The 23,541-nt window shown below is 49.3% G+C and carries 20 protein-coding genes, 2 tRNA genes, 1 other RNA gene and 4 pseudogenes; 14 read left to right on the forward strand and 13 right to left on the reverse strand.

The features are described 5' to 3' along the window. Positions 1 to 7 precede the first annotated feature (7 nt). From ydiB to ydiK, 5 genes and pseudogenes are all read right to left on the reverse strand, one after another. Positions 8 to 874, reverse strand: coding sequence for a quinate/shikimate dehydrogenase (ydiB, locus tag C0K55_RS15225; protein ID WP_105266094.1), 867 nt, complete (start codon positions 872 to 874; stop codon positions 8 to 10). Next, positions 854 to 1,761: pseudogene (locus tag C0K55_RS15230) on the reverse strand (MFS transporter); the annotation flags it as partial. The gene ydiB and the pseudogene C0K55_RS15230, both read right to left, overlap by 21 nt. 96 nt (positions 1,762 to 1,857) lie before the next feature. After that, a pseudogene (locus tag C0K55_RS26210) lies at positions 1,858 to 2,213 on the reverse strand (YdiL family protein). Between the two features lie 135 nt (positions 2,214 to 2,348). After that, positions 2,349 to 2,454: antisense sRNA RprA (gene rprA / locus C0K55_RS15245), an RNA gene on the reverse strand. 184 nt (positions 2,455 to 2,638) lie between these two features. Further along, entirely contained in the window at positions 2,639 to 3,751 is a 1,113-nt protein-coding gene (ydiK, locus tag C0K55_RS15250; protein WP_016248667.1) for an AI-2E family transporter YdiK, read from the reverse strand. Positions 3,752 to 3,964: 213 nt separating this feature from the next. Between ydiK and ydiJ the strand changes: the two genes are divergently transcribed. The 10 genes from ydiJ to ldtE all read left to right on the forward strand — a co-directional run bounded on the left by ydiJ (position 3,965) and on the right by ldtE (position 14,932). Then, the gene (gene ydiJ, locus C0K55_RS15255; protein WP_000613014.1) at positions 3,965 to 7,021 is read left to right on the forward strand and encodes a D-2-hydroxyglutarate dehydrogenase YdiJ; all 3,057 of its coding nucleotides are present in this window, start codon (positions 3,965 to 3,967) and stop codon (positions 7,019 to 7,021) included. Then, a complete protein-coding gene (menI, locus tag C0K55_RS15260) occupies positions 7,018 to 7,428 on the forward strand; it encodes a 1,4-dihydroxy-2-naphthoyl-CoA hydrolase (protein WP_000637992.1) in 411 nt (136 codons plus the stop codon). Before ydiJ ends, menI begins: the two co-directional genes overlap by 4 nt. 99 nt (positions 7,429 to 7,527) lie before the next feature. After that, on the forward strand, positions 7,528 to 7,716 hold the full coding sequence (locus tag C0K55_RS15265) for a YdiH family protein (protein ID WP_001516321.1): 189 nt from the start codon (positions 7,528 to 7,530) through the stop codon (positions 7,714 to 7,716). Between the two features lie 550 nt (positions 7,717 to 8,266). Next, a complete protein-coding gene (sufA, locus tag C0K55_RS15270) occupies positions 8,267 to 8,635 on the forward strand; it encodes a Fe-S cluster assembly scaffold SufA (RefSeq protein ID WP_000367150.1) in 369 nt (122 codons plus the stop codon). 8 nt (positions 8,636 to 8,643) lie between these two features. Then, positions 8,644 to 10,131: a Fe-S cluster assembly protein SufB gene (sufB, locus tag C0K55_RS15275; RefSeq protein ID WP_001516322.1), complete on the forward strand. Its 1,488-nt coding sequence runs from the start codon at positions 8,644 to 8,646 to the stop codon at positions 10,129 to 10,131. A 9-nt stretch (positions 10,132 to 10,140) separates the two neighbouring features. Further along, entirely contained in the window at positions 10,141 to 10,887 is a 747-nt protein-coding gene (gene sufC / locus C0K55_RS15280; RefSeq protein ID WP_105266088.1) for a Fe-S cluster assembly ATPase SufC, read from the forward strand. Then, a complete protein-coding gene (gene sufD, locus C0K55_RS15285) occupies positions 10,862 to 12,133 on the forward strand; it encodes a Fe-S cluster assembly protein SufD (protein ID WP_105266087.1) in 1,272 nt (423 codons plus the stop codon). Before sufC ends, sufD begins: the two co-directional genes overlap by 26 nt. Next, positions 12,130 to 13,350, forward strand: a complete 1,221-nt coding sequence (gene sufS, locus C0K55_RS15290; protein ID WP_000144599.1) for a cysteine desulfurase SufS — start codon at positions 12,130 to 12,132, stop codon at positions 13,348 to 13,350. The genes sufD and sufS overlap by 4 nt, the downstream gene beginning before the upstream one ends. Positions 13,351 to 13,362: 12 nt before the next feature. After that, positions 13,363 to 13,779 (forward strand): cysteine desulfuration protein SufE, encoded by a 417-nt coding sequence (gene sufE, locus C0K55_RS15295; RefSeq protein ID WP_001516323.1) that lies wholly within the window; start codon positions 13,363 to 13,365, stop codon positions 13,777 to 13,779. A 148-nt stretch (positions 13,780 to 13,927) separates the two neighbouring features. Further along, entirely contained in the window at positions 13,928 to 14,932 is a 1,005-nt protein-coding gene (ldtE, locus tag C0K55_RS15300) for a L,D-transpeptidase LdtE (protein WP_105266085.1), read from the forward strand. Positions 14,933 to 14,995: 63 nt separating this feature from the next. On the opposite strand, the gene lpp is transcribed toward ldtE, so the two are convergent. The 3 genes from lpp to ynhH all read right to left on the reverse strand — a co-directional run bounded on the left by lpp (position 14,996) and on the right by ynhH (position 17,157). Then, positions 14,996 to 15,232, reverse strand: a complete 237-nt coding sequence (lpp, locus tag C0K55_RS15305) for a murein lipoprotein Lpp (protein WP_000648420.1) — start codon at positions 15,230 to 15,232, stop codon at positions 14,996 to 14,998. A 310-nt stretch (positions 15,233 to 15,542) separates the two neighbouring features. Further along, a complete protein-coding gene (gene pykF / locus C0K55_RS15310; protein ID WP_105266084.1) occupies positions 15,543 to 16,955 on the reverse strand; it encodes a pyruvate kinase PykF in 1,413 nt (470 codons plus the stop codon). Between the two features lie 7 nt (positions 16,956 to 16,962). Further along, positions 16,963 to 17,157 carry a protein YnhH gene (gene ynhH / locus C0K55_RS26910; protein ID WP_242664678.1) on the reverse strand — a complete coding sequence of 65 codons (195 nt, stop codon included), beginning with the start codon at positions 17,155 to 17,157 and terminating at the stop codon, positions 16,963 to 16,965. 338 nt (positions 17,158 to 17,495) lie between these two features. Here ynhH and fumD point away from each other — a divergent pair, with 338 nt between their 5' ends. The 3 genes and pseudogenes from fumD to C0K55_RS26120 all read left to right on the forward strand — a co-directional run. Continuing rightward, positions 17,496 to 17,705 (forward strand): fumarate hydratase FumD, encoded by a 210-nt coding sequence (gene fumD / locus C0K55_RS15315; protein WP_000528337.1) that lies wholly within the window; start codon positions 17,496 to 17,498, stop codon positions 17,703 to 17,705. Positions 17,706 to 17,827: 122 nt separating this feature from the next. Then, positions 17,828 to 17,896 (forward strand): annotated as a pseudogene (locus tag C0K55_RS26620) (ferredoxin-like protein); the annotation flags it as partial. A 54-nt stretch (positions 17,897 to 17,950) separates the two neighbouring features. After that, positions 17,951 to 18,097: pseudogene (locus tag C0K55_RS26120) on the forward strand (protein YdhT); the annotation flags it as partial. 11 nt (positions 18,098 to 18,108) lie between these two features. Here the strand turns inward: C0K55_RS26120 and C0K55_RS15325 are convergent. From C0K55_RS15325 to C0K55_RS15340, 4 genes are all read right to left on the reverse strand, one after another. Continuing rightward, positions 18,109 to 19,713, reverse strand: a complete 1,605-nt coding sequence (locus C0K55_RS15325; RefSeq protein ID WP_105266083.1) for an FAD-NAD(P)-binding protein — start codon at positions 19,711 to 19,713, stop codon at positions 18,109 to 18,111. A 125-nt stretch (positions 19,714 to 19,838) separates the two neighbouring features. Continuing rightward, positions 19,839 to 20,144, reverse strand: coding sequence for a monooxygenase (locus C0K55_RS15330; protein WP_001516325.1), 306 nt, complete (start codon positions 20,142 to 20,144; stop codon positions 19,839 to 19,841). A gap of 109 nt (positions 20,145 to 20,253) precedes the next feature. Next, positions 20,254 to 20,330, reverse strand: a tRNA-Val gene (locus C0K55_RS15335). Between the two features lie 4 nt (positions 20,331 to 20,334). Then, positions 20,335 to 20,411: transfer RNA gene (locus tag C0K55_RS15340), tRNA-Val, on the reverse strand. A 307-nt stretch (positions 20,412 to 20,718) separates the two neighbouring features. Between C0K55_RS15340 and C0K55_RS15345 the strand changes: the two genes are divergently transcribed. Beyond that, positions 20,719 to 21,975 (forward strand): AIDA repeat-containing protein, encoded by a 1,257-nt coding sequence (locus C0K55_RS15345; protein WP_105266082.1) that lies wholly within the window; start codon positions 20,719 to 20,721, stop codon positions 21,973 to 21,975. 40 nt (positions 21,976 to 22,015) lie between these two features. Here C0K55_RS15345 and mdtK read toward each other — a convergent pair whose 3' ends face one another. Next, positions 22,016 to 23,389: a multidrug efflux MATE transporter MdtK gene (mdtK, locus tag C0K55_RS15350; RefSeq protein WP_001174974.1), complete on the reverse strand. Its 1,374-nt coding sequence runs from the start codon at positions 23,387 to 23,389 to the stop codon at positions 22,016 to 22,018. Positions 23,390 to 23,541 lie beyond the last annotated feature (152 nt).

Here is a 23,541-nt window from a genome sequence, read left to right on the forward strand (position 1 = left end):
CAGCCTGTCAGGCGTCGAACCCCATGACCTGTTTAACGTATTCCAGAGGGAAATCTTTGCCAGTCCATAACGTGAACTGTTCAGCCCCTTGCCACAACAACATGCCGTATCCATCAATCGTTTTGCAACCTGCTTGTTGCGCCTGCTGTAATAACTTCGTCATATGCGGGTTATACACGCATTCAGTGACCAGAAGTCCTGGATGTAACAAACTGATATCATTAACTAAAGACTCATTCTTAAGGGGTTTCATTCCTACTTTTGTGCCGTTGGTTAAAATGTCGGCAGAAGCCAGCGCTTCAGCAAAGGCTTGCTGGTCGGCAAGATCGGTGACTGTTACGACACAATCGGTGTTTTCATTAACCCGTTGCGCGAAGGCGAGGGCTTTATCGAAAAACTCATCCCGACGGTTAAAGAGTTTAATTTCTTTTAAACCTTCAATTGCACCCTGAGCGCCAATTGCCGTTGATGCGCCACCGGCACCTAAAAGCACCATAGTTTTGCCTTTGATATCAAAACCGCTCTCTTTAATAGCGCGAATATGACCCGTGCCGTCAGTGTTATAGCCGCGCAGGTAGCCGTCATCATTGACGATGGTATTGATCGTCCCCACCAGTTTTGCCGCTGGCGTTAATTCATCAACATATTCACACGCCAGTTGTTTGTTTGGCATCGACACACCGGTTCCGCGCATTTTCAAGGCTTTTAATCCTTCAATTGCACCGGCAAAGCTGTCGTTATCCACCTCAAAGGCCATATAGGTAAATGGCAATCCCGCTTTTTCTAAGGCTTTATTCTGCATTTCAGGCGATAAGCTATGGCGGATAGGATAAGCCATCAGCCCAATTAATTCATATTTAGCCGTAACATCCATAATTAACACCAGAGCCAGCAGAGCAAAAGTGAAATCGAGAACGATGATATATTGCAGGCCGATATTCGACAGATAACCGGTAATCAGTGGAATAACAAAGTTAGCCAATCCCCCCATCATCATATAAATACTGGTGACTTTGGCTTTGCTTTTTGGGAAGAACTCTGACATGACCGAAACACCGAGCTGTAAAATACCGCCAGCAGCAGAGAAACCGATAACAAAGGCTCCGGCATTACACACCAGCGGAGAAGGGTAGAGATAGATAATGGCGGCAGTGATCGTTGCCAGCGCAGAGTTAAAAACATTAGCCCAGATGGGGCGTACCATTTTTTCAGTAGTGCAGCAAAGATAAAGACACAGACCAGCGAACCCATACGGTTTTTAAAGCCTCGGCCTCCGACATACCGGCAAATGCCATCGCATATTTGGGCATCCACACCACTATCACATAAAAGGTCAAGAATGCCGCGACACCGAACACTACCGATGAAACACCTTCCAGCCAGACTAACGGTTTGCTGTTCATTTGCGGTAATTCTCCGGCAACGCCAGCATCAACCCGTTGGCTGGGGAATTTGCTTTTCAATAGCATCAATGTAATAAGTACAAATAATATGCCTGGGATAATTAACCCATAGCCGTACCAGATGTTATTCAGCAGCATATAACTCACCAGCATTGGATAGAACATTTGCCCGAATGAGATCATCGCTTTAACCAGAATTACCGCTGAACCGGAGGCTTTCGGGAAACATTCCATCAGTGCGGGGGTAGCCACCAGTATCCAGTGCTGAGTTGGCGATACCGACGCACACTGCCAGACAGTAAGCGAGGGTTAAATTCGGGCAGGCAGGAATATCAAATAAAAACAGCATTTTCATAAGTTCCACTTAGCAATTTTGCTTTAAAAAGTGTGGCGATGTTGCGTCAATATCCGGTCATTATTCTTGTAATAATGGCTATTGATTCCCGTTAAAATATCAACAAAGACGCTCAAGGTCGTGCGCATATAATTCAGCGGCTACCGATTGATAAATCTTCCAGTCAATAAAATTGCCATCAGGGTAGACACGTTGAAACGCAGTTAAGTCAGGGAAGGAACGCATGGTATTATTGCCGATGCGGTTATTTATTTTCTTTATGATAGCGTGAAGATGTTTTTTTCTTTGCTGACGCATAGCCAGAAGTGTTCAACAACGCGATCAGGAATGGCGCGTTTGCCGTCTTCCCACTGTTTCCAGCTTTCACTGTCACCCGTCAGGGCAATCCAGGTCGCGCATTCATCAATAGTCATGGCAAAAATATGGCGTAGTGCCTGGAGTTCATAAGCGTTCATTGTGTAATGGCTGCATGAATAAAAGGATAAAATATAAATAACACTATCAGCCAGCTAACGGCTTGAAGAGAATCACAGTATCTTGTGCAATATTCCTGGAGATATCGAGAGGCGAGTTGTTGGGGCGAAAAAGTGTTAAAAAAAAGCCCATCATGGGAGATGGGCAAAGACTACACACAGCAATTCGTTTTTCACTCAGGGGATTCCATGCTTATAAATCAATATGTTGATTTATAACCGTGAGCTAATAGTAGGCATACGGACTTTTTGCGTCGATCAGATTCGTCTCATTAGTTTAAAAACTGTAAAGGATTTGCGACAGGTAAGCGTTGCTGAATGGCAGTAAGCAAGAGGATGAATGAAAAAAAGGAAATATTAATTAGCCCTGATTAACAATCAGGCGGCAAAGCCGCCTGATGAGAGATTTACTTATTCGTTTTTTCAATTTCGCCCAGTTCTTCGATAATTTCCTCCGGCTGGTCAGTCGGCGGCGGGACTTCTTCCACCCACGCGGCAAACAGACGCCAGGAAACAGCCAGAAGTACCGGACCAATAAACAAGCCGATCATACCGAAGGCAATCAAACCACCGATGACCCCGGAGAGGATGAGGATGAGCGGTAAATCTGCTCCCATGCGAATTAACATCGGGCGAATAACGTTATCCAGTGTGCCGACCACGCCACTCCACACTAACAATACCGTGCCCCAGGTGGTATCGCCGGTCCAGTAAAGCCAGATGATCGCTGGAATCAACACCGGCAACGGACCAAGCTGGACAAGGCAGGAGAGGATCATTAATACCGTCAGCAGCGTGGCGTAAGGAACGCCGGAAACGGCCAGACCGATCCCACCAAGAACGGCTTGTACTAACGCAGTCACCACAACGCCCAGCGCTACTGCGCGGATAGCCTGCGCCGCCAGCAGTACAGCGGCATCACCGCGAGCGCCTGCCAGACGAGTCGCAAAATGGCGAATACCTTGCGCTACCTGTTCACCGCGCCAGTACAACAGGGCGCTGAATAACAGCATCAGCGCACAATGCACCATAAAGCGACCAATATGTGCCGCTTGTCCGACGAACCAGGTGGTGGTGGTGCCAATATAAGGACGGACTTTCGCCATGATCGCCGTCCCCCCCATATCCAGCAAATTGTGCCAGCCTGCATACAGCTTCGCGCCAATCACCGGAATGGTATTAAGCCACGCTAAATCGGGTAACGCCATGTCACCGCTGGAAATGGCTTTAATTACCGGACCGCTGCCATCGACAATACTGTTAACCAGTAAGGCAATAGGGATGATAAACACCATCACCAACAACAGCGTCATTACCAGAACGGCGAGAGAGCGGCGGCCAAACATGATTTTTTGCAAACGTAACAATACCGGCCAGGTGGCGATAACCACCGTACCGGCCCATGCAAAGCCGAGAATAAAGGGTTGAACAATCCACAGACATGCCACAATCATGATGGCTAAAAACAGCACCGAAAGCAGAATTTGTGCGACATCCCTGGGCTGACGAACATTTACCATAACTACTTTTCACCTTTTTTGTGCGTCAAATCGTCGACGCGACGTGAACACGTGAAACTCACCTGCATAATGATGAGCAATTTCAGCGGTTTTTAACAGGCCGATTCTGCCCTTAATTCTGATGGGCGTGTAAGAAAAAAATGTGGTACAACAAGTGACATAACACGCAAACGATTAATCTCTCATCACAGACCGCAGGAAAGGGTCAATATAATGATTCCACAGATTTCCCAGGCACCCGGCGTCGTTCAACTGGTGCTTAATTTTTTGCAAGAGCTGGAGCAACAGGGTTTTACTGGCGATACGGCGACAAGTTATGCCGATCGTCTGACAATGTCGACCGACAACAGCATTTACCAACTTCTCCCCGATGCGGTGGTATTTCCACGTTCAACCGCAGATGTGGCGTTAATCGCCCGTCTGGCTGCGCAGGAACGCTATTCATCGCTGATCTTCACCCCACGCGGCGGTGGCACCGGCACTAACGGTCAGGCGCTCAACCAGGGGATTATTGTTGATATGTCTCGCCATATGAACCGCATCATCGAAATTAATCCTGAAGAGGGCTGGGTGCGCGTTGAAGCTGGGGTGATTAAAGATCAACTTAACCAGTATCTGAAACCGTTCGGATATTTCTTTGCACCGGAACTTTCGACCAGCAACCGGGCAACGCTCGGCGGGATGATTAATACCGATGCTTCCGGTCAGGGATCGCTGGTCTATGGCAAAACGTCAGATCACGTGCTGGGCGTGCGGGCGGTGTTGTTGGGGGGCGATATTCTCGATACGCAACCTTTACCCGTAGAACTGGCTGAAACGCTGGGTAAAACCAACACCGCTATCGGGCGTATCTATAAAACGGTTTATCAACGCTGCCGCCAGCAGCGGCAGTTAATTATCGACAAGTTCCCCAAACTTAACCGTTTTCTTACCGGTTACGATCTGCGCCATGTCTTTAACGATGAGATGACCGAGTTCGACCTGACTCGTATTCTGACGGGTTCAGAAGGGACGCTGGCCTTTATTACCGAAGCGCGACTGGATATTACTCGTTTGCCTAAAGTGCGCCGTCTGGTGAATGTCAAATATGACTCTTTTGACTCCGCGCTGCGTAATGCGCCGTTTATGGTTGAGGCGCGCGCGCTTTCAGTAGAGACGGTGGACTCTAAAGTGCTGAATCTGGCGCGGGAAGATATCGTCTGGCATTCCGTTAGCGAACTGATTACCGATGTGCCCGACAAAGAGATGCTCGGGCTGAACATTGTTGAATTTGCCGGGGACGATGAGGCGTTGATCGACGAGCGGGTAGACGCACTCTGTGCGCGGCTGGATGAGCTGATCGCCAGCCAGCAAGCGGGCGTGATCGGCTGGCAGGTGTGTTGTGAGCTGGCTGGAGTCGAGCGCATTTATGCGATGCGTAAAAAAGCTGTTGGCCTGCTTGGCAATGCTAAAGGGGCAGCCAAACCGATCCCATTTGCCGAAGATACCTGCGTACCGCCGGAACATCTGGCGGATTATATTGCTGAATTTCGCGCACTGCTCGACAGTCACGGTTTAAGCTATGGCATGTTTGGCCACGTCGATGCGGGGGTCTTGCACGTCCGTCCGGCGCTGGATATGTGCGATCCGCAACAAGAGATTTTGATGAAACAAATCTCTGATGACGTGGTGGCGCTTACCGCGAAATACGGTGGTTTGTTGTGGGGGGAGCACGGTAAAGGTTTTCGTGCCGAATACAGCCCGGCGTTTTTCGGTGAGGAACTTTTCGCTGAACTGCGCAAAGTTAAAGCGGCGTTTGATCCGCATAATCGGCTTAATCCGGGGAAAATTTGTCCGCCAGAAGGTATCGACGCGCCGATGATGAAAGTGGACGCGGTGAAACGCGGTACGTTTGACCGGCAGATCCCTATCGCAGTTCGTCAGCAGTGGCGCGGGGCAATGGAATGTAACGGCAACGGTTTATGCTTCAACTTTGATGCTCGTAGCCCAATGTGCCCGTCGATGAAGATAACCCAGAATCGTATCCATTCACCGAAAGGGCGCGCGACGCTGGTGCGCGAATGGTTGCGTTTGCTGGCTGACCGTGGTGTTGACCCATTAAAACTGGAACAAGAACTGCCTGAAACGCGAGCCAGTTTGCGCACGTTGATTGCCCGCACTCGTAATAGCTGGCATGCCAATAAAGGTGAGTATGACTTCTCCCACGAAGTCAAAGAGGCGATGTCTGGCTGCCTGGCCTGTAAAGCCTGTTCAACCCAGTGCCCTATCAAAATTGATGTGCCGGAGTTCCGCTCTCGTTTCCTGCAACTTTATCACACCCGTTATTTACGCCCGCTGCGTGACCATCTGGTGGCGACGGTCGAGAGTTATGCGCCGCTAATGGCGCGAGCGCCGAAGACGTTTAACTTCTTCATTAACCAACCGCTGGTGCGCAAACTGTCGAAAAAACATATCGGCATGGTCGACTTGCCGCTGCTTTCGGTGCCGTCGTTGCAACAACAAATGGTGGGGCATCGCTCGGCAAACATGACGCTGGAACAGCTTGAAGTGCTTAATGCTGAGCAGAAAGCACGCACGGTGCTGGTGGTGCAAGACCCTTTCACCAGTTATTACGATGCACAGGTGGTAGCGGATTTTGTCCGTCTGGTCGAGAAATTAGGTTTCCAGCCCGTGTTACTGCCGTTCTCACCAAATGGTAAAGCGCAGCATATCAAAGGCTTTCTCAATCGTTTTGCAAAGACAGCGAAAAAGACGGCGGATTTCCTCAACCGCATGGCGAAGCTGGGAATGCCAATGGTGGGCGTCGATCCAGCTCTGGTGCTTTGTTATCGCGACGAATATAAGCTGACGCTGGGCGAGGAGCGCGGTGATTTTCAGGTCTTACTGGCAAATGAATGGCTGGCAAACGCACTTCAGCCACAGCCGGTGGCAGCGGTTAGTGGCGAGCCGTGGTATTTCTTTGGCCACTGTACCGAAGTCACCGCCTTGCCGGGTGCGCCAGCGCAGTGGGCCACGATATTTGCCCGTTTTGGCGCGAAGCTGGAAAATGTCAGTGTGGGTTGCTGCGGCATGGCGGGGACTTACGGACATGAAGCGAAAAATCATAAAAATTCGCTCGGGATCTATGAGTTATCCTGGCATCAGGCGATGCAGCGACTGCCGCGTAATCGCTGCCTGGCAACCGGATATTCCTGCCGAAGCCAGGTAAAACGGGTTGAAGGCACGGGGGTACGCCATCCTGTGCAGGCATTACTGGAGATTATTAAATGATATGGAAACGTAAAATCACCCTTGAGGCGCTGAATGTCATGGGTGAAGGAAACATGGTGGGGTTACTGGATATTCGCTTTGAACATATTGGTGATGACACGCTGGAAGCGACAATGCCAGTAGATCAGCGGACGAAGCAGCCTTTTGGGTTGCTGCATGGCGGGGCGTCTGTGGTTCTGGCTGAGAGTATCGGTTCCGTTGCCGGTTATTTATGTACCGAAGGCGAGCAAAAAGTCGTTGGTCTGGAAATCAATGCCAACCATGTCCGGTCGGCGCGAGAAGGGCGGGTTCGCGGCGTTTGCAAACCGCTGCATCTCGGTTCAAGGCACCAGGTCTGGCAGATTGAAATCTTCGATGAGAAAGAGCGTTTGTGCTGTTCGTCACGATTGACGACCGCCATTTTGTGACGTTGTCACCAGAAAAATGTGACGCATATTGTTTTTGGTTATTATCTGCGCAGTAAACGGTGGTATACTGTGCAGGTCTTGTCTACAAACGAGGATGCTATGTCTACTCAACTTGATCCCACCCAACTGGCTATGGAATTTTTACGCCGTGACCAGAGCAATCTTTCTCCTGCCCAATATCTCAAACGACTGAAACAATTAGAACTTGAATTCGCTGACCTGCTCACACTCTCTTCTGCTGAATTAAAAGAAGAAATCTACTTCGCCTGGCGTCTGGGCGTGCATTGATTGTGGTGTAATGCCGAAAGCTCGCCAAATCGACCTGGATTAACCTCCGTCCAGGCTCGACGGCTTCCTTAATGCTGCTTATTTTACCCGCTTGATCTCGCTTAAAAAGAATACAAATCGCAGTTTGTGTTAAAACGGTGGCCTGGTCTTATGAGATTATTCTTATCGCCCCTTCAAGAGCTAAGCCACTGTGAGTGCCGGAGATAAGCGCCGGATGGGGTAGAAACCCTTAAGTCTGTGTCGAACAGACTTAAGGGTTTTCTTATTTCTGAACTCGCTACTTTTTTACCTATCCCTTAAATAGTCATTTTCGATACAACTTTTCCTTTTCCATCACCGCCTTAACTCTATTTCTATAATAATCATTATCTAACAATGAGATACCTAATTCTTAGCGTACCTGTTAACCCACAAATCAGGGTCTATGCTTATTAAATGCAGGCAAAAAGCATGTTTTATGGGAAAGCCCCTGCGTTTGCTGGGTTGAACTGATAATCATTATCACTAACATGCTGTTATCCGCGGTAAGCGATTTAAGTGAGGTAAATCGATGGACATGCATTCAGGAACGTTTAATCCGGAGGATTTCGCCTGGCAAGGCTTAACGCTAACACCGGCAGCGGCAGCACACATCCGTGAGTTGGTGGCGAAGCAGTCGGGCATGGTCGGCGTGCGATTAGGTGTTAAACAAACGGGCTGTGCGGGCTTTGGCTATGTACTCGACAGCGTCAGCGAGCCGGACAAAGACGATCTGCTGTTTGAACACGACGGCGCGAAGTTGTTCGTCCCGCTGCAAGCGATGCCGTTTATTGATGGCACGGAAGTCGATTTCGTTCACGAAGGACTTAATCAGATATTCAAATTTCACAACCCGAAAGCCCAGAATGAATGTGGCTGTGGCGAAAGCTTTGGGGTATAGGCGGTACTATGTCTCGTAATACTGAAGCAACTGACGATGTCAAAACCTGGACCGGCGGCCCACTGAATTATAAAGAAGGATTCTTCACCCAGTTAGCTACTGATGAGCTGGCTAAGGGCATAAACGAAGAAGTGGTGCGCGCAATTTCGGCTAAGCGTAATGAGCCAGAATGGATGCTGGAATTTCGGCTCAATGCCTACCGCGCATGGCTGGAGATGGAAGAACCGCACTGGCTGAAAGGCCACTATGACAAGCTGAATTATCAGGATTACAGCTATTACTCGGCACCATCGTGCGGTAACTGTGATGATACTTGTGCGTCGGAACCTGGTGCCGTGCAACAAACGGGTGCGAACGCTTTTTTAAGTAAAGAGGTGGAAGCGGCATTTGAGCAGTTGGGCGTACCGGTGCGTGAAGGCAAAGAGGTGGCGGTGGATGCCATTTTCGATTCTGTTTCGGTTGCCACCACCTACCGTGAAAAACTGGCAGAGCAAGGGATCATCTTCTGCTCCTTTGGCGAAGCGATTCATGAACACCCGGAACTGGTGAGGAAATATCTCGGCACTGTGGTGCCAGGTAATGACAATTTCTTTGCCGCACTCAATGCGGCAGTAGCTTCCGACGGTACGTTTATTTATGTACCTAAAGGTGTGCGCTGCCCAATGGAACTTTCGACCTATTTCCGTATTAACGCAGAAAAAACCGGGCAGTTTGAGCGCACTATTCTGATAGCCGACGAAGACAGTTATGTCAGCTACATCGAAGGCTGCTCCGCACCAGTGCGAGATAGCTATCAGCTACACGCGGCGGTGGTGGAAGTCATCATCCATAAAAACGCCGAGGTGAAATATTCCACGGTGCAAAACTGGTTCCCAGGCGATAACAATACTGGCGGTATTCTCAACTTCGTCACCAAGCGCGCCTTGTGTGAAGGAGAAAACAGTAAAATGTCGTGGACGCAATCGGAAACCGGTTCAGCGATTACCTGGAAATACCCAAGCTGCATTCTGCGCGGCGATAACTCAATCGGTGAGTTCTACTCGGTGGCGCTGACCAGTGGCCATCAGCAGGCTGATACCGGCACCAAGATGATCCACATCGGTAAGAACACCAAATCGACCATTATCTCGAAAGGGATCTCCGCAGGGCACAGCCAGAACAGTTATCGCGGCCTGGTGAAAATCATGCCAACGGCAACCAATGCGCGCAATTTCACTCAGTGCGACTCAATGCTGATTGGCGCTAACTGCGGGGCGCATACTTTCCCGTATGTCGAGTGTCGCAATAACAGCGCGCAACTGGAGCACGAGGCGACTACGTCGCGCATTGGCGAAGATCAGTTGTTTTATTGCCTGCAACGCGGGATCAGTGAAGAGGACGCCATCTCGATGATTGTTAACGGTTTCTGCAAAGATGTGTTCTCTGAACTGCCGCTGGAATTTGCCGTTGAAGCACAAAAACTCCTCGCCATCAGTCTTGAACATAGCGTCGGATAAGGAATAAATATGTTAAGTATTAAAGATTTACACGTCAGCGTGGAAGATAAAGCTATCCTGCGCGGATTAAGCCTCGACGTTCGTCCAGGTGAAGTTCACGCCATTATGGGGCCAAACGGTTCGGGGAAAAGTACCTTATCGGCAACGCTTGCCGGGCGCGAAGATTATGAAGTGACGGGGGGGGCGGTTGAGTTTAAAGGCAAAGATTTGCTTGAGTTGTCGCCGGAAGATCGTGCAGGTGAAGGTATCTTTATGGCCTTCCAGTATCCGGTGGAAATCCCTGGCGTCAGTAACCAGTTTTTCCTGCAAACGGCGCTCAATGCGGTGCGCAGCTATCGCGGCCAGGAAACACTCGACCGCTTCGATTTTCAGGATTTGATGGAAGAGAAAATCGCCCTGCTGAAAATGCCGGAAGATTTATTAACCCGTTCGGTTAACGTTGGGTTTTCCGGGGGCGAGAAAAAGCGCAACGATATTTTGCAAATGGCCGTGCTGGAGCCGGAACTGTGTATTCTTGATGAGTCGGACTCCGGGCTGGATATTGACGCATTAAAAGTGGTTGCTGATGGTGTGAACTCGCTGCGTGATGGCAAACGCTCGTTCATCATCGTTACGCATTACCAGCGCATTCTTGATTACATCAAACCTGATTATGTCCATGTTTTGTATCAGGGGCGAATTGTGAAATCCGGTGATTTCACGTTGGTCAAACAACTGGAGGAGCAGGGTTATGGCTGGCTTAGCGAACAGCAGTAACATGCTGCAACAGTGGCATCACTTGTTTGAGGTCGGAGGGGCGAAACGCTCCCCGCAAGCACAGCAGCATTTACAACAACTGCTGCGTACCGGACTGCCGACACGTAAACATGAGCACTGGAAATATACGCCACTGGAAGGGCTGACCAATAGCCAGTTTGTCAGCATTGCGGGTGAGATATCCCCGCAACAGCGAGATGCTTTAGCACTCACTTTAGACGCCGTGCGGCTGGTGTTTGTCGATGGACGCTACGTGCCATCACTTAGCGATACGACCGAAGGCAGCGGCTATGAGGTGAGTATTAACGACGAACGTCAGGGACTGCCTGATGCCATACAGCCGGAAGTGTTTCTGCATCTGACGGAAAGCCTGGCACAAAGCGTGACACATATTGCCGTGAAGCGCGGTCAACGGCCCGCGAAGCCATTGCTGTTAATGCATATTACCCAGGGCGTGGCAGGTGAAGAAGTGAACACCGCCCACTATCGGCATCATCTGGATCTGGCGGAAGGTGCCGAAGCCACGGTGATTGAACATTTTGTCAGCCTGAATGACGCTCGTCATTTTACCGGAGCGCGGTTCACTATCAACGTTGCCGCGAACGCCCACTTGCAGCATATCAAGCTCGCGTTTGAAAATCCTGTAAGCCACCACTTTGCACATAACGATTTGCTGCTGGCGGGCGATGCCTCCGTATTTAGCCACAGCTTCCTGCTTGGTGGCGTTGTTTTACGCCATAACACCAGTACGCAACTCAATGGCGAAAACAGCACGTTACGTATTAATAGCCTGGCGATGCCGGTGAAAAACGAGGTATGTGATACCCGCACCTGGCTTGAACATAATAAAGGGTTTTGTAACAGCCGTCAGGTGCACAAAACCATCGTCAGCGACAAAGGGCGCGCGGTATTTAATGGTTTGATTAACGTCGCGCAGCACGCCATTAAAACTGACGGCCAGATGACCAACAATAATCTGTTGATGGGCAAGCTGGCGGAAGTGGATACCAAACCGCAACTGGAAATCTATGCTGATGATGTGAAATGTAGCCACGGCGCAACGGTCGGGCGCATCAATGACGAACAGATGTTCTATCTGCGTTCGCGCGGGATCAATCAGCAGGATGCCCTGCAGATGATTATCTACGCCTTTGCTGCTGAACTGACAGAAGCATTGCGTGATGAGGGGCTTAAACAGCAGGTGCTGGCCCGTATCGGTCAACGGCTGCCGGGAGGTGCAAGATGACTTTTTCCGTCGACAAAGTGCGGGCCGACTTTCCGGTGCTTTCGCGTGAGGTGAACGGTCTGCCGCTGGCTTATCTCGACAGCGCCGCCAGCGCGCAGAAACCGAGCCAGGTGATTGACGCTGAAGCCGGGTTCTATCGTCACGGCTATGCGGCGGTGCATCGCGGTATTCATACGTTGAGCGCCCAGGCGACCGAGAAAATGGAGAACGTGCGCAAGCGGGCGTCGCTGTTTATCAATGCCCGCTCGGCGGAAGAACTGGTGTTCGTTCGCGGTACAACGGAAGGCATCAATCTGGTGGCCAATAGCTGGGGCAACAGCAACGTGCGGGCGGGCGATAACATCATTATCAGTCAGATGGAGCACCACGCTAACATCGTTCCCTGGCAAATGCTTTGTGCGCGCGTTGGTGCAGAGTTGCGGGTGATCCCCCTCAACCCCGATGGTACGCTGCAACTGGAGACGCTGCCTAATCTGTTCGATGAGAAAACCCGTCTGCTGGCGATTACTCACGTGTCTAATGTGCTGGGGACGGAAAATCCGCTACCGGAAATGATTGCTCTTGCGCATCAGCATGGCGCAAAAGTGCTGGTGGATGGCGCTCAGGCAGTGATGCATCATCCGGTGGATATGCAGGCGCTGGATTGCGATTTCTACGTTTTCTCCGGGCATAAACTGTATGGTCCCACCGGGATTGGCATTCTTTATGTTAAAGAAGCCTTGTTGCAGGAGATGCCGCCGTGGGAAGGGGGCGGATCAATGATCGCCACCGTTAGTCTTAGCGAAGGCACCACCTGGGCCAAAGCGCCGTGGCGGTTTGAAGCAGGTACGCCCAATACCGGCGGCATTATTGGACTTGGCGCGGCGCTGGAATATGTTTCGGCGCTGGGGCTTAAGCACATTGCTGAGTATGAACAGAATCTGATGCATTACGCGCTGTCACAACTGGCAGCAGTGCCGGATCTTACTCTCTATGGCCCACAGAACAGACTTGGCGTTATTGCCTTTAATCTCGGTAAACATCATGCCTATGACGTCGGCAGTTTTCTTGATAACTATGGCATTGCTGTGCGTACCGGTCATCACTGCGCGATGCCATTAATGGCGTATTACAACGTGCCCGCTATGTGTCGGGCATCGTTGGCTATGTATAACACCCATGAAGAAGTGGATCGTCTGGTAACAGGATTACAACGTATTCACCGTCTGCTGGGATAACAGGGAGGCTCTATGGCTGTGTTGCCAGATAAAGAAAAATTGCTGCGTAATTTTTTACGTTGCACCAACTGGGAAGAAAAATACCTCTACATTATTGAGCTGGGCCAGCGTCTGCCTGAATTACGTGACGAAGACAGAAGCCCGCAAAATAGCATTCAGGGCTGCCAGAGTCAGGTGTGGATTGTGATGCGCCAGAATGCGCAGGGAATTATTGAATTACAGGGCGACAGCGATGCCGCCATTGTGAAAGGGCTTATCGCGGTCGTCTTTATTCTCTACGACCAGATGACGCCGCAGGATATTATTAATTTTGACGTGCGTCCGTGGTTTGAAAAAATGGCGCTCACCCAACATCTCACCCCGTCTCGCTCACAAGGTCTGGAAGCGATGATTCGTGCAATTCGCGCCAAAGCCGCTGCACTTAGCTAAACTAAAAGAACAGCTTTCATCCGGATGACTCACATTGCCGGATGGTCGATGTTTACTCTGGTCAGCACAGGAGTGTTTTGGCTTCAGGTAAGCAAAAGCACCATCCGACGTCTCAGCGTGAGTCTCCGGCAAATACAGGAGGTTTACAATGAAACGCGCGTCTCTGCTTACACTGACTCTTATCGGTGCTTTTAGCGCCATCCACGCGGCCTGGGCGGTAGATTATCCGCTTCCACCAACCGGAAGCCGACTGGTTGGGCAGAATCAAACCTATACGGTTCAAGAGGGGGATAAAAACCTTCAGGCTATCGCACGACGTTTTGATACTGCGGCAATGTTGATCCTTGAAGCCAATAACACCATTGCACCAGTACCAAAACCTGGCACGATGATAACCATCCCTTCGCAATTGTTATTACCTGATGCGCCGCGTCAGGGAATTATTGTTAACCTTGCTGAGCTGCGACTTTATTATTATCCGCCGGGAGAAAATATCGTACAGGTCTACCCGATAGGAATTGGTTTGCAGGGACTGGAAACGCCGGTGATGGAAACACGGGTAGGGCAAAAAATCCCGAATCCTACCTGGACGCCAACTGCAGGTATTCGTCAACGCTCACTGGAGCGAGGCATCAAATTACCGCCAGTTGTACCCGCTGGGCCAAATAACCCACTAGGACGCTACGCACTGCGCCTGGCGCATGGTAATGGCGAGTATCTCATTCATGGCACCAGCGCGCCGGACAGCGTTGGTTTGCGCGTCAGTTCGGGCTGTATTCGTATGAATGCGCCGGATATTAAAGCGTTGTTCTCCAGCGTGAGAACGGGAACGCCGGTTAAAGTGATCAATGAGCCGGTGAAATACTCCGTAGAACCGAACGGAATGCGTTATGTGGAAGTGCATCGACCGCTATCGGCAGAGGAACAGCAGAACGTTCAGACGATGCCGTATAAACTGCCCGTTGGTTTTACACAATTCAAAGATAATAAGGCGGTAGATCAGACGCTAGTTGATAAAGCATTATATCGTCGGGCAGGGTATCCGGTTGCGGTGAGCAACGGAGCGACGCCCGCAGCCAGCAATGCGTCCGCAGTTGAGTCAGCGCAGAATGGCGAGCCTGAGCAGGGAAATATGTTACGCGCGATGCAATAGCAGTCATTAGCAGGCAAAAAAAATGGCGCACAATGTGCGCCATTTTTCACTTCACAGGTACTATTACTTGCGGTATTTAGTAGCCATGTTGTCCAGACGCTGGTTAGCACGAGCTGCGTCATCTTTAGCAGCCTGAACGTCGGAACGCATTGCGTTCACGTCGTTGCTCAGCTGGTCAACTTTAGCGTTCAGAGTCTGAACGTCAGAAGACAGCTGATCGATTTTAGCGTTGCTGGAGCAACCTGCCAGCAGAGTAGAACCCAGGATTACCGCGCCCAGTACCAGTTTAGTAGCTTTCATTATTAATACCCTCTAGATTGAGTTAATCTCCATGTAGCGTTACAAGTATTACACAAACTTTTTTATGTTGAGAATATTTTTTTGATGGGAAGGCACTTATTTTTGATCGTTCGCTCAAAGAAGCATCGAACGCTGGGTTTTAGATAAAAAAATTGAGAGAAAACAGGATGCTTCCATCGGATTCATCTTAGATAAAGTGAGATTATATAGTGAAATCCGATTTGATTTTTTATTGTTTCTGATTATCGATTAAATAAAAAAAGCGCCCATCAGGGCGCTTCGATATACAAATTAATTCACAAAAGCAATATTACAGGACGTGAACAGATGCAGTGTTGGTAGTGCCGCTCGGGACAAGTGCGCCAGAAACCATTACTACAACGTCGCCTTTGTGCGCCAGACCGCTCTGCAGAGCCAGTTCTTTACCCAGACGATAGAAATCATCAGTAGAGGTGATTTCTTTAACCAGTTGCGGTACAACGCCTTTGGTCAACACTAATTGATGTGCAGTTTTTTCATTAGTGGTCAGGGCCAGGATAGTTGCATCCGGGAAGTATTTACGCACTGCACGAGCAGATTTACCGCCCTGGGTTGCGACGACGATTAGCGGAGCATCCAGTTTTTCAGCCGTTTCAACCGCGCCACGGCAAACTGCTTCGGTAATGCGTAGTTTACGGTTATCGTTGTTGAACTCGAGACGGCTGTTCATCACGCGGTCAGTACGTTCGCAAATGGTTGCCATGATAGAAACAGCTTCCAGCGGGTATTTACCTTTTGCGGATTCACCAGACAGCATGACTGCGTCAGTACCGTCAAGGATGGCGTTCGCGACGTCACCGGCTTCTGCACGGGTAGGACGCGGGTTTTTGATCATAGAATCCAGCATCTGGGTCGCAGTAATAACGACTTTACGTGCACGGATACATTTTTCGATCATCATCTTCTGGGCGAAGATAACTTCTTCAACCGGGATTTCTACGCCCAGGTCACCACGTGCAACCATGATACCGTCAGAGGCTTCGAGAATTTCGTCGAAGTTGTTGAGGCCTTCCTGGTTTTCGATTTTGGAGATGATTTGGATGTTTTCGCCACCGTGCGCTTTCAGATGTTCACGGATTTCGATAACGTCAGAACGCTTACGGATAAAGGAAGCTGCAACAAAGTCTACACCTTGTTCGCAACCGAAGATCAGATCCTGTTTGTCTTTTTCAGCCAGTGCCGGCAGGGCAATAGAAACACCCGGCAGGTTCACACCTTTGTTTTCGCCCAGGTCACCGTTGTTCAGTACTTTACAGATAACTTTGTTACCTTCGATAGCGGTAACTTCCATACCGATCAGACCATCGTCAACCAGCACGGTGTTGCCGACGGACAGGTCGGTAGTGAAACCTTCATAAGTTACCGCAACCATTTCGCTGTTGCCGATAACAGATTTGTCAGTGGTGAAAGTAAAGGTCTGGCCTGCTTTCAGAGAAACGTCATTACCGCCTTCCAGTTTCATGGTGCGGATTTCCGGACCTTTGGTATCGAGCAGGATAGCGGCAGTTTTGCCGGTTTTGCTCATCACGTTGCGCAGATTCTGAATGCGCTGACCGTGTTCTGCATAGTCACCATGAGAGAAGTTCAGACGCATGACGTTCATGCCTGCGTCCAGCATTTTAGCTAACATCTCTTCAGATTCGGTTTTTGGTCCGATGGTGCAAACAATTTTGGTCTTTTTCATGACAGTCTTAGTCTTTAAGTTGAGAAGGATAGGAGAAACTTGCTTTCTGGGCGCACTGCCGGAAAGCGAATCCGGTATTACGAAAGTGATGATGCCTCGCTCTAAGGATAGGTGACATCGAAAAAGCGTGCAGAGGAATGTGTGCTTGTGTCTCAGCCCAACGTGAGTGCCTGTTTTTGAGTCGTTGAGTTCTACAGTCCAAAGTGCTGAAACCATTCAAGAGTCAATTGGCGCGCATTATACGCTGAATTTAATCCAAAAGGAAAACAAAAACAGCGTTTCAAAAAACAATCATCCATATTCACAATAAATTGTTATCAAAGATTTAACGTCCTCAGAAAGAGATTACGCAAAAACATCACTGTTTGCGCAACGTGAAAACGATAGCTGGAGAGAGAAGGTCTGCTGGCGCAAAGTCATACCATTCAACTGATACAATTAAAATAATTTATCGGGTTATTTGTTTGATTTTGTTTGTTTTTTGTTTAATTGATGAGATTGATATATGCTGATGACTGGCATGATAAATGGGTATGAATAATGGGCAACCGGACAAAAGATGACGAGCTGTACCGCGAAATGTGCAGAGTGGTAGGGAAGGTGGTTCTGGAGATGCGCGATTTGGGTCAGGAGCCAAAACACATAGTCATCGCTGGTGTGTTGCGTACAGCATTAGCAAATAAACGTATTCAGCGTAGCGAATTGGAAAAGCAAGCGATGGAAACAGTTATTAACGCACTGGTGAAATAATTGTTCGGGGATGGAGTGCAATACTTCATCCTCTATTCTTTTATTGCTCTATGAGGATTTGTTTTAAGAAAGGTATAAAAGGGAATTATCATAATTTCGATATGTATTTTAATTTATAGCGTATTGGCTGTAGTGCCTGTACTACGGCATGTCCGTGGATGATGGCCACCGTAAATACCAAAAGTAAAAAATAACCGAGTGGAAAGATATTACTGTGTGAGTCTTGCAAAGGAAAAATCATGGCTAATATTCTCGGTCCAGGTTGCAGCGCCGTGCTGGCATATCATGACGGCGAAAGAGTGCGCTTTGCCGTCGCCGTTGAAGGCGAAAATAATATTTGTGCCGGAGTTCGCTATCGTCTCAATGAGCAACATCAGTTTGTTGAGTGCTGATAACTTTACCTTTAATCAAACGTAAGACGCCGGCGTGAACGGGAAGCAGGCTTTGCGATGGCCTGTGCCATAGCCTTGCCAATTTCTGCACAAGCCGTAAGCCCCTGAACGAAAGGCTGGTCGTGCATCAGCCAGGGTAACGCGCCGAATGCCACGCGCCCCCGTAATTCTTCAGGCTGCTGTAACGAATAATCTTCACCAACATCAGGGATTTCCTCGCCTGTTTTCTGCAACTGTTCGCGCAGCCCAGGGAAAGGAATATCTTGTATTTTGAGTGGACGTTGACCCCGGGCATCAATAAAAACATCAAACGAGTAGCTGTTGTCTGCTGTTTTCAGAACGGTGTGCGTTTCGTTGGTTTCCATCTCGTAGTCCTCACCAAGGGCGAGAATATGAATGATCCCCGCCTCGCGCAAGGCCAGCAGGCGACGAATAGATTCTGAAGGGATTGCCGCATAATTATCGATAAAGACTCTGGCAAGTCCTTTACTGAATCGTTTATGGTCGTGTACATTCAGATGCGGCACAATTTCCTGTACGGCTTCATGCAAACGCAGAATGGCATAACGCCAGGGGACAGTATGTTTTTCCCGTTTATTTTGCTCGACTTCGGCTAAGTTCTCTTCCGCCCAGCCGAAAGGATCATGTTGTTTACGCTCGGCAAACCAGGCTTGAGCAAAGGTATCTACATTGAGGCTCTCTAACGCTATACGTTGACTCCAGTCAGGATCGGCAGAACTAATTTCTTGTTGTATCAATTTGAATACCCGATCCAACAGACCGTCTGCACCTTTTTCTATTTCTCTATTTAAAGCCTGTTCTGTGACGATGCGTAATGGTTTGTAGGGGATAGGGCAATAGAAATCGGCTTCCGGCAAAATACCTGTACGGGACATCAACGTAATATGCAGATTTTCACTGTTACTATCGCGTTGAAAGCGAACGTGTTGATTATCTTCTTCAATAAACGAACCGTGCTGAATGGCAACCGCCATTGCTGCATCCAGTCCGCTCAAGGATGTGCCTATAATTCCGACGTTACAGGCATCAATTTTCGCTTCCAGTAATCCTGACCACGGGCTGGGGAAATACGTTCGGGTGACTTCTTCTTCATCAGGCCAGACGTGACCGGTAGCTATCAGCGCTAAATCAAACGTCTCTGTGAGTAGCTCCTGATTTGTGGCAAGAATGACACTGGAGTCTGTGACCTGCAGATCGGTCACCTGACATGATTCATACACGTTTATCTCAAAATTCAACTGTCGGGCTTGTTCAACTAATTGTAAAAAGCAATTGCGAAAATACTCACCCAGCAGAATACGCGGTAAAAACTGGCGATCGTGCAAGGTATCTTTTTTAACGCCGTAACGTTGCAGGTGACTGGCCTCTTGCCTTTGTAACCATTCCAGATAAGTACAATAAATCGGTGGTATTTCAATACTGGCAATATTTGCCAGCATAATTTTAGAATTTTCTTCATCGCTGTACGGCATACCGACACCGGCTTCGTCGGCCTGCTCGAAGATGGAAATAGAAAGCGGCGTTTGTTGTTGTAAAAGTGAGAAGAAAGTATAAATCCCTGTTGGTCCGGCACCCACAATGGCGATTTTTTTCATTGTTACTTACCTGTGTGCATTCTTTCGAATTTAGCGTTATCAGATAAGTTTGGTTGAAATCTATATAAAATGAGAAATTTCAGACAGGGATGAAAAGGGCGCTAACCGCCCTTCATTAAGATCTGTCAGGCAAGTTTTGCCTGATTGATGTGACTCAGTGGCTCATTGACATCGAAAACTTTGGCAATAACTTCATCGACACCGAGATTTTTCAGGCGAGCTGTATGTTTGTCCAGATAGGCAAGAGCGCTTTTTTCATCAGCAAAGAGATAGATGCCACCGGCTTCGTGGTTCTTTTCACTTTCCGTCCACACCTTCCACAGAAAACCGGGTTCCTGATTAATCGACTCGGCAAGCGGTTTAAGCTGTTCGGCCATTTCATTGCCAAAGGGACCATTAAATGAAAAGTGAAGCTGTAACAAAGTCGCCATCGTTATTCTCCTTCTGATAACACATACGAAAATAGTGTAAATCTTTTAACGTATTGGATACAGAGAATAAATAAGGGAATAAAAATGAGGAGACCAGACTAAGAAAATCTGGTGCGTCCGAGTGGACTCGAACCACCGACCCCCACCATGTCAAGGTGGTGCTCTAACCAACTGAGCTACGGACGCAGGATGGTGCGTTCAATTGGACTCGAACCAACGACCCCCACCATGTCAAGGTGGTGCTCTAACCAACTGAGCTATGAACGCAACGTTGTAGGTGACAACGGGGACGAATATTAGCGGCAGAGTGGAAAGGTGGCAAGAGGTAAAACGTAATTTTCTGCACCATTTCGACCGTTTGCAGAGCTTTTAAGCAAATTGTCTATATTTTGTTGATTTTAAAGGGCGGTTTTTGTTCAGAGTCATATTTACATCTGACACAGTCAATGGCCTCGCGCATCAGGATGTAAACCGTGCCGTTTGCCTCCATATCAATTCTGGCGTGGATAAATCCTTCGTAGCCTTTACACTTAGGTGGTGATAAGGGCACACAGATGCAGCAAAGGAATAAATCATGGGATCTGATGAAAAAAATTTGATGAGCGACGGGAACGTGCAAATTGTTAAGACAGGCGAGGTCGTCGGTGCGACTCAACTTACGGACGGTGAGTTGATTATTGAGGCTGGCGGAAGGGCAGAAAACACCATAGTGACTGGTGCGGGCTGGCTGAAAGTGGAAGCAGGCGGGATCGCCAGGGGGGCACAGTACGGCAACAATGGCACGTTATCAGTCAGTGACGGGGCCATTGCCACAGATATTGTTCAGTCCGACGGTGGAGCAATTAGCCTTTCAACGTTCGCTACTGTTAATGGCCGCCATCCTGAAGGTGAATTTAGCGTTGATCAGGGCTATGCCTGCGGTTTGTTGCTGGAGAACGGCGGTAACTTGCGCGTACTGGAAGGTCACCGGGCAGAAAAAATCATTCTCGATCAGGCTGGTGGTTTGTTGGTTAACGGAACAACTTCATCTGCAATAGTGGATGAAGGCGGTGAATTGTTGGTTTACCCAGGTGGAGAAGCTTCCAACAGTATGATTAACCAGGGCGGTGTCTTTATGCTGGCGGGGAAAGCCAGCGATACGACACTTGTGGGCGGTGCCATGAATAATCTTGGTGGAGAAGACATCCACACCCTGGTTGAGAATAGCGCCGTTTATCGCCTGGGGACGGACGGTCTACAGCTCTACAGTTCCGGTAAGGCCAAAGATTTGGCGGTGAATACGGGAGGACGGGCTGAAATTCATGCGGGGACGGTGGAAAATGTGGTGGTGAAAGGTGGCACGATGATTGTCATGTCTCCCACCAGCGCGGACGATAAATTTGTAGTGGAAGAGGATTGTGCGCCAGTTGAACTGATGGGTAACGTCGCCGTACAAGAAAGTAGCTCTTTGATTATTGGTTATGGTGCCGATTTACAGCAGTCAACGGTTACGGTACAGCAGGGTGGCGTGTTAATCCTCGATGGTAGCACGGTGAAAGGTGACGGTGTCACTTTTCGTATTGGAGAGTTAAAGCTTGACGGTGGAAAAGTGTGGCTGATCACGGCGGCAGCAACGCATGTACAACTGAAAGCGAAAAGCCTGCGCGGAGAAGGAACGATCTGCCTGCAAACCAGTGCGAAAGAGATTTCGCCTGACTCTATCAGTGTGAAAGGGGAAGTTAGCGGTGATATTCACGTTGAGATAACGGATGCCAGTCGGCAACCTGTCTGTAGCGCGCTTAAACTTCAGCCAGACGAAGACGGGATTGGCGCAACGCTCCGGCCTGCATGAAAACAAAGGCGCAACCCGCGAAGGTTGCGCCTTGTCTTTATTAACGAGCGGCTCGTTGCAGAATAATGGCTGACGGTAAACGTTGCAGAAAACGCATACGCAGCATCATCATAATGGCAGCAGAAGTCAGGCCGATAATAAAACCGATCCAGAAGCCTGCTGGCCCCATTGGTTCAACCACCAGATCGGTCAGAGCCAGAATGTAGCCGCTCGGCAAACCCAGCACCCAGTAAGCCGTAAAGGTGATATAGAAAATGGAACGCGTATCTTTATAACCACGCAAAATCCCACTGCCGATCACCTGTATGGAGTCAGAAATCTGATACACCGCTGCCAGTAACATCAAGTGAGCCGCCAGCGTCACAACCTCTGGGTTATCGTTATACAACAGGGCGATTTGCTCCCGCAGTGAAATCGTGAAAATTGCGGTCAGAGTCGCCATACAAACGCCAACCATAAGCCCTGTCCGTGCGGCTGTTTGTGCATCCAGCGTCGAACCCTGGCCCAGACGATAACCTACGCGGATGGTTACCGCTGCAGCCAGTGACATTGGAAGAACGAACATCAACGAACTGAAGTTCAGTGCAATCTGGTGGCCTGCCACATCGACAATACCGAGTGGGGATACCAACAGCGCCACCACAGCAAACAGCGTCACTTCAAAGAACAGCGCCAGCGCGATAGGAAGACCAAGTTGCACCAGGCGTTTCATGGCGGCTGGATCCGGTTTAGCGGTGCCTTTTTCGTTGCGGATATCGCGCATGGAGCGGGCACGTTTAATATAAGAAACCATAGCGAGGAACATCACCCAATACACAGCCGCAGTCGCCACACCACAGCCGACGCCACCGAGTTCTGGCATCCCAAAATGACCATAAATAAAGATATAGTTCACTGGAATGTTCACCAACAGGCCAATAAAACCCATCACCATCCCAGGTTTGGTTTTTGCCAGACCTTCACACTGGTTACGTGCGACCTGGAAGAATAGATAGCCCGGTGCGCCCCACAACAGTGCTCGCAGATAACCTACCGCTTTATCAGCGAGCGCCGGATCGATATTTTGCATGGAGCGGATGATATAACCCGCATTCCACAGTACCACCATAATGAGCACTGAAACGAAACCGGCAAGCCAGAAACCTTGTCGCACCTGGTGCGCAATGCGCTCACGGCGACCAGAACCATTTAATTGCGCGATAACCGGCGTTAATGCCAGTAGCAGTCCGTGGCCAAAGAGGATGGCCGGAAGCCAGATTGACGTACCGATAGCCACCGCCGCCATGTCGGTGGCACTATAGCCGCCCGCCATCACGGTATCGACAAAACCCATTGCGGTTTGGGCGATTTGCGCGAGAATCACCGGGATTGCTAATGCTAATAACAGACGCGCTTCACTGATATACTTCTGCACGTGAACACCTTTTATATTGTTGTTATATGAGAGACTAAAAAGCCGCCTGAATGGGCAGCAAAAAGAAGAAGCAGGGGAAATTCAGTCTATTGTAGCGAGGATTTATTAATTCTCCAGTGAAAAAATAACCATTCAGCCCCCTTTACTGGCAA

This window comes from Escherichia sp. MOD1-EC6098 (assembly GCF_002965865.1).
In the GTDB taxonomy this organism is placed as follows: domain Bacteria; phylum Pseudomonadota; class Gammaproteobacteria; order Enterobacterales; family Enterobacteriaceae; genus Escherichia; species Escherichia marmotae.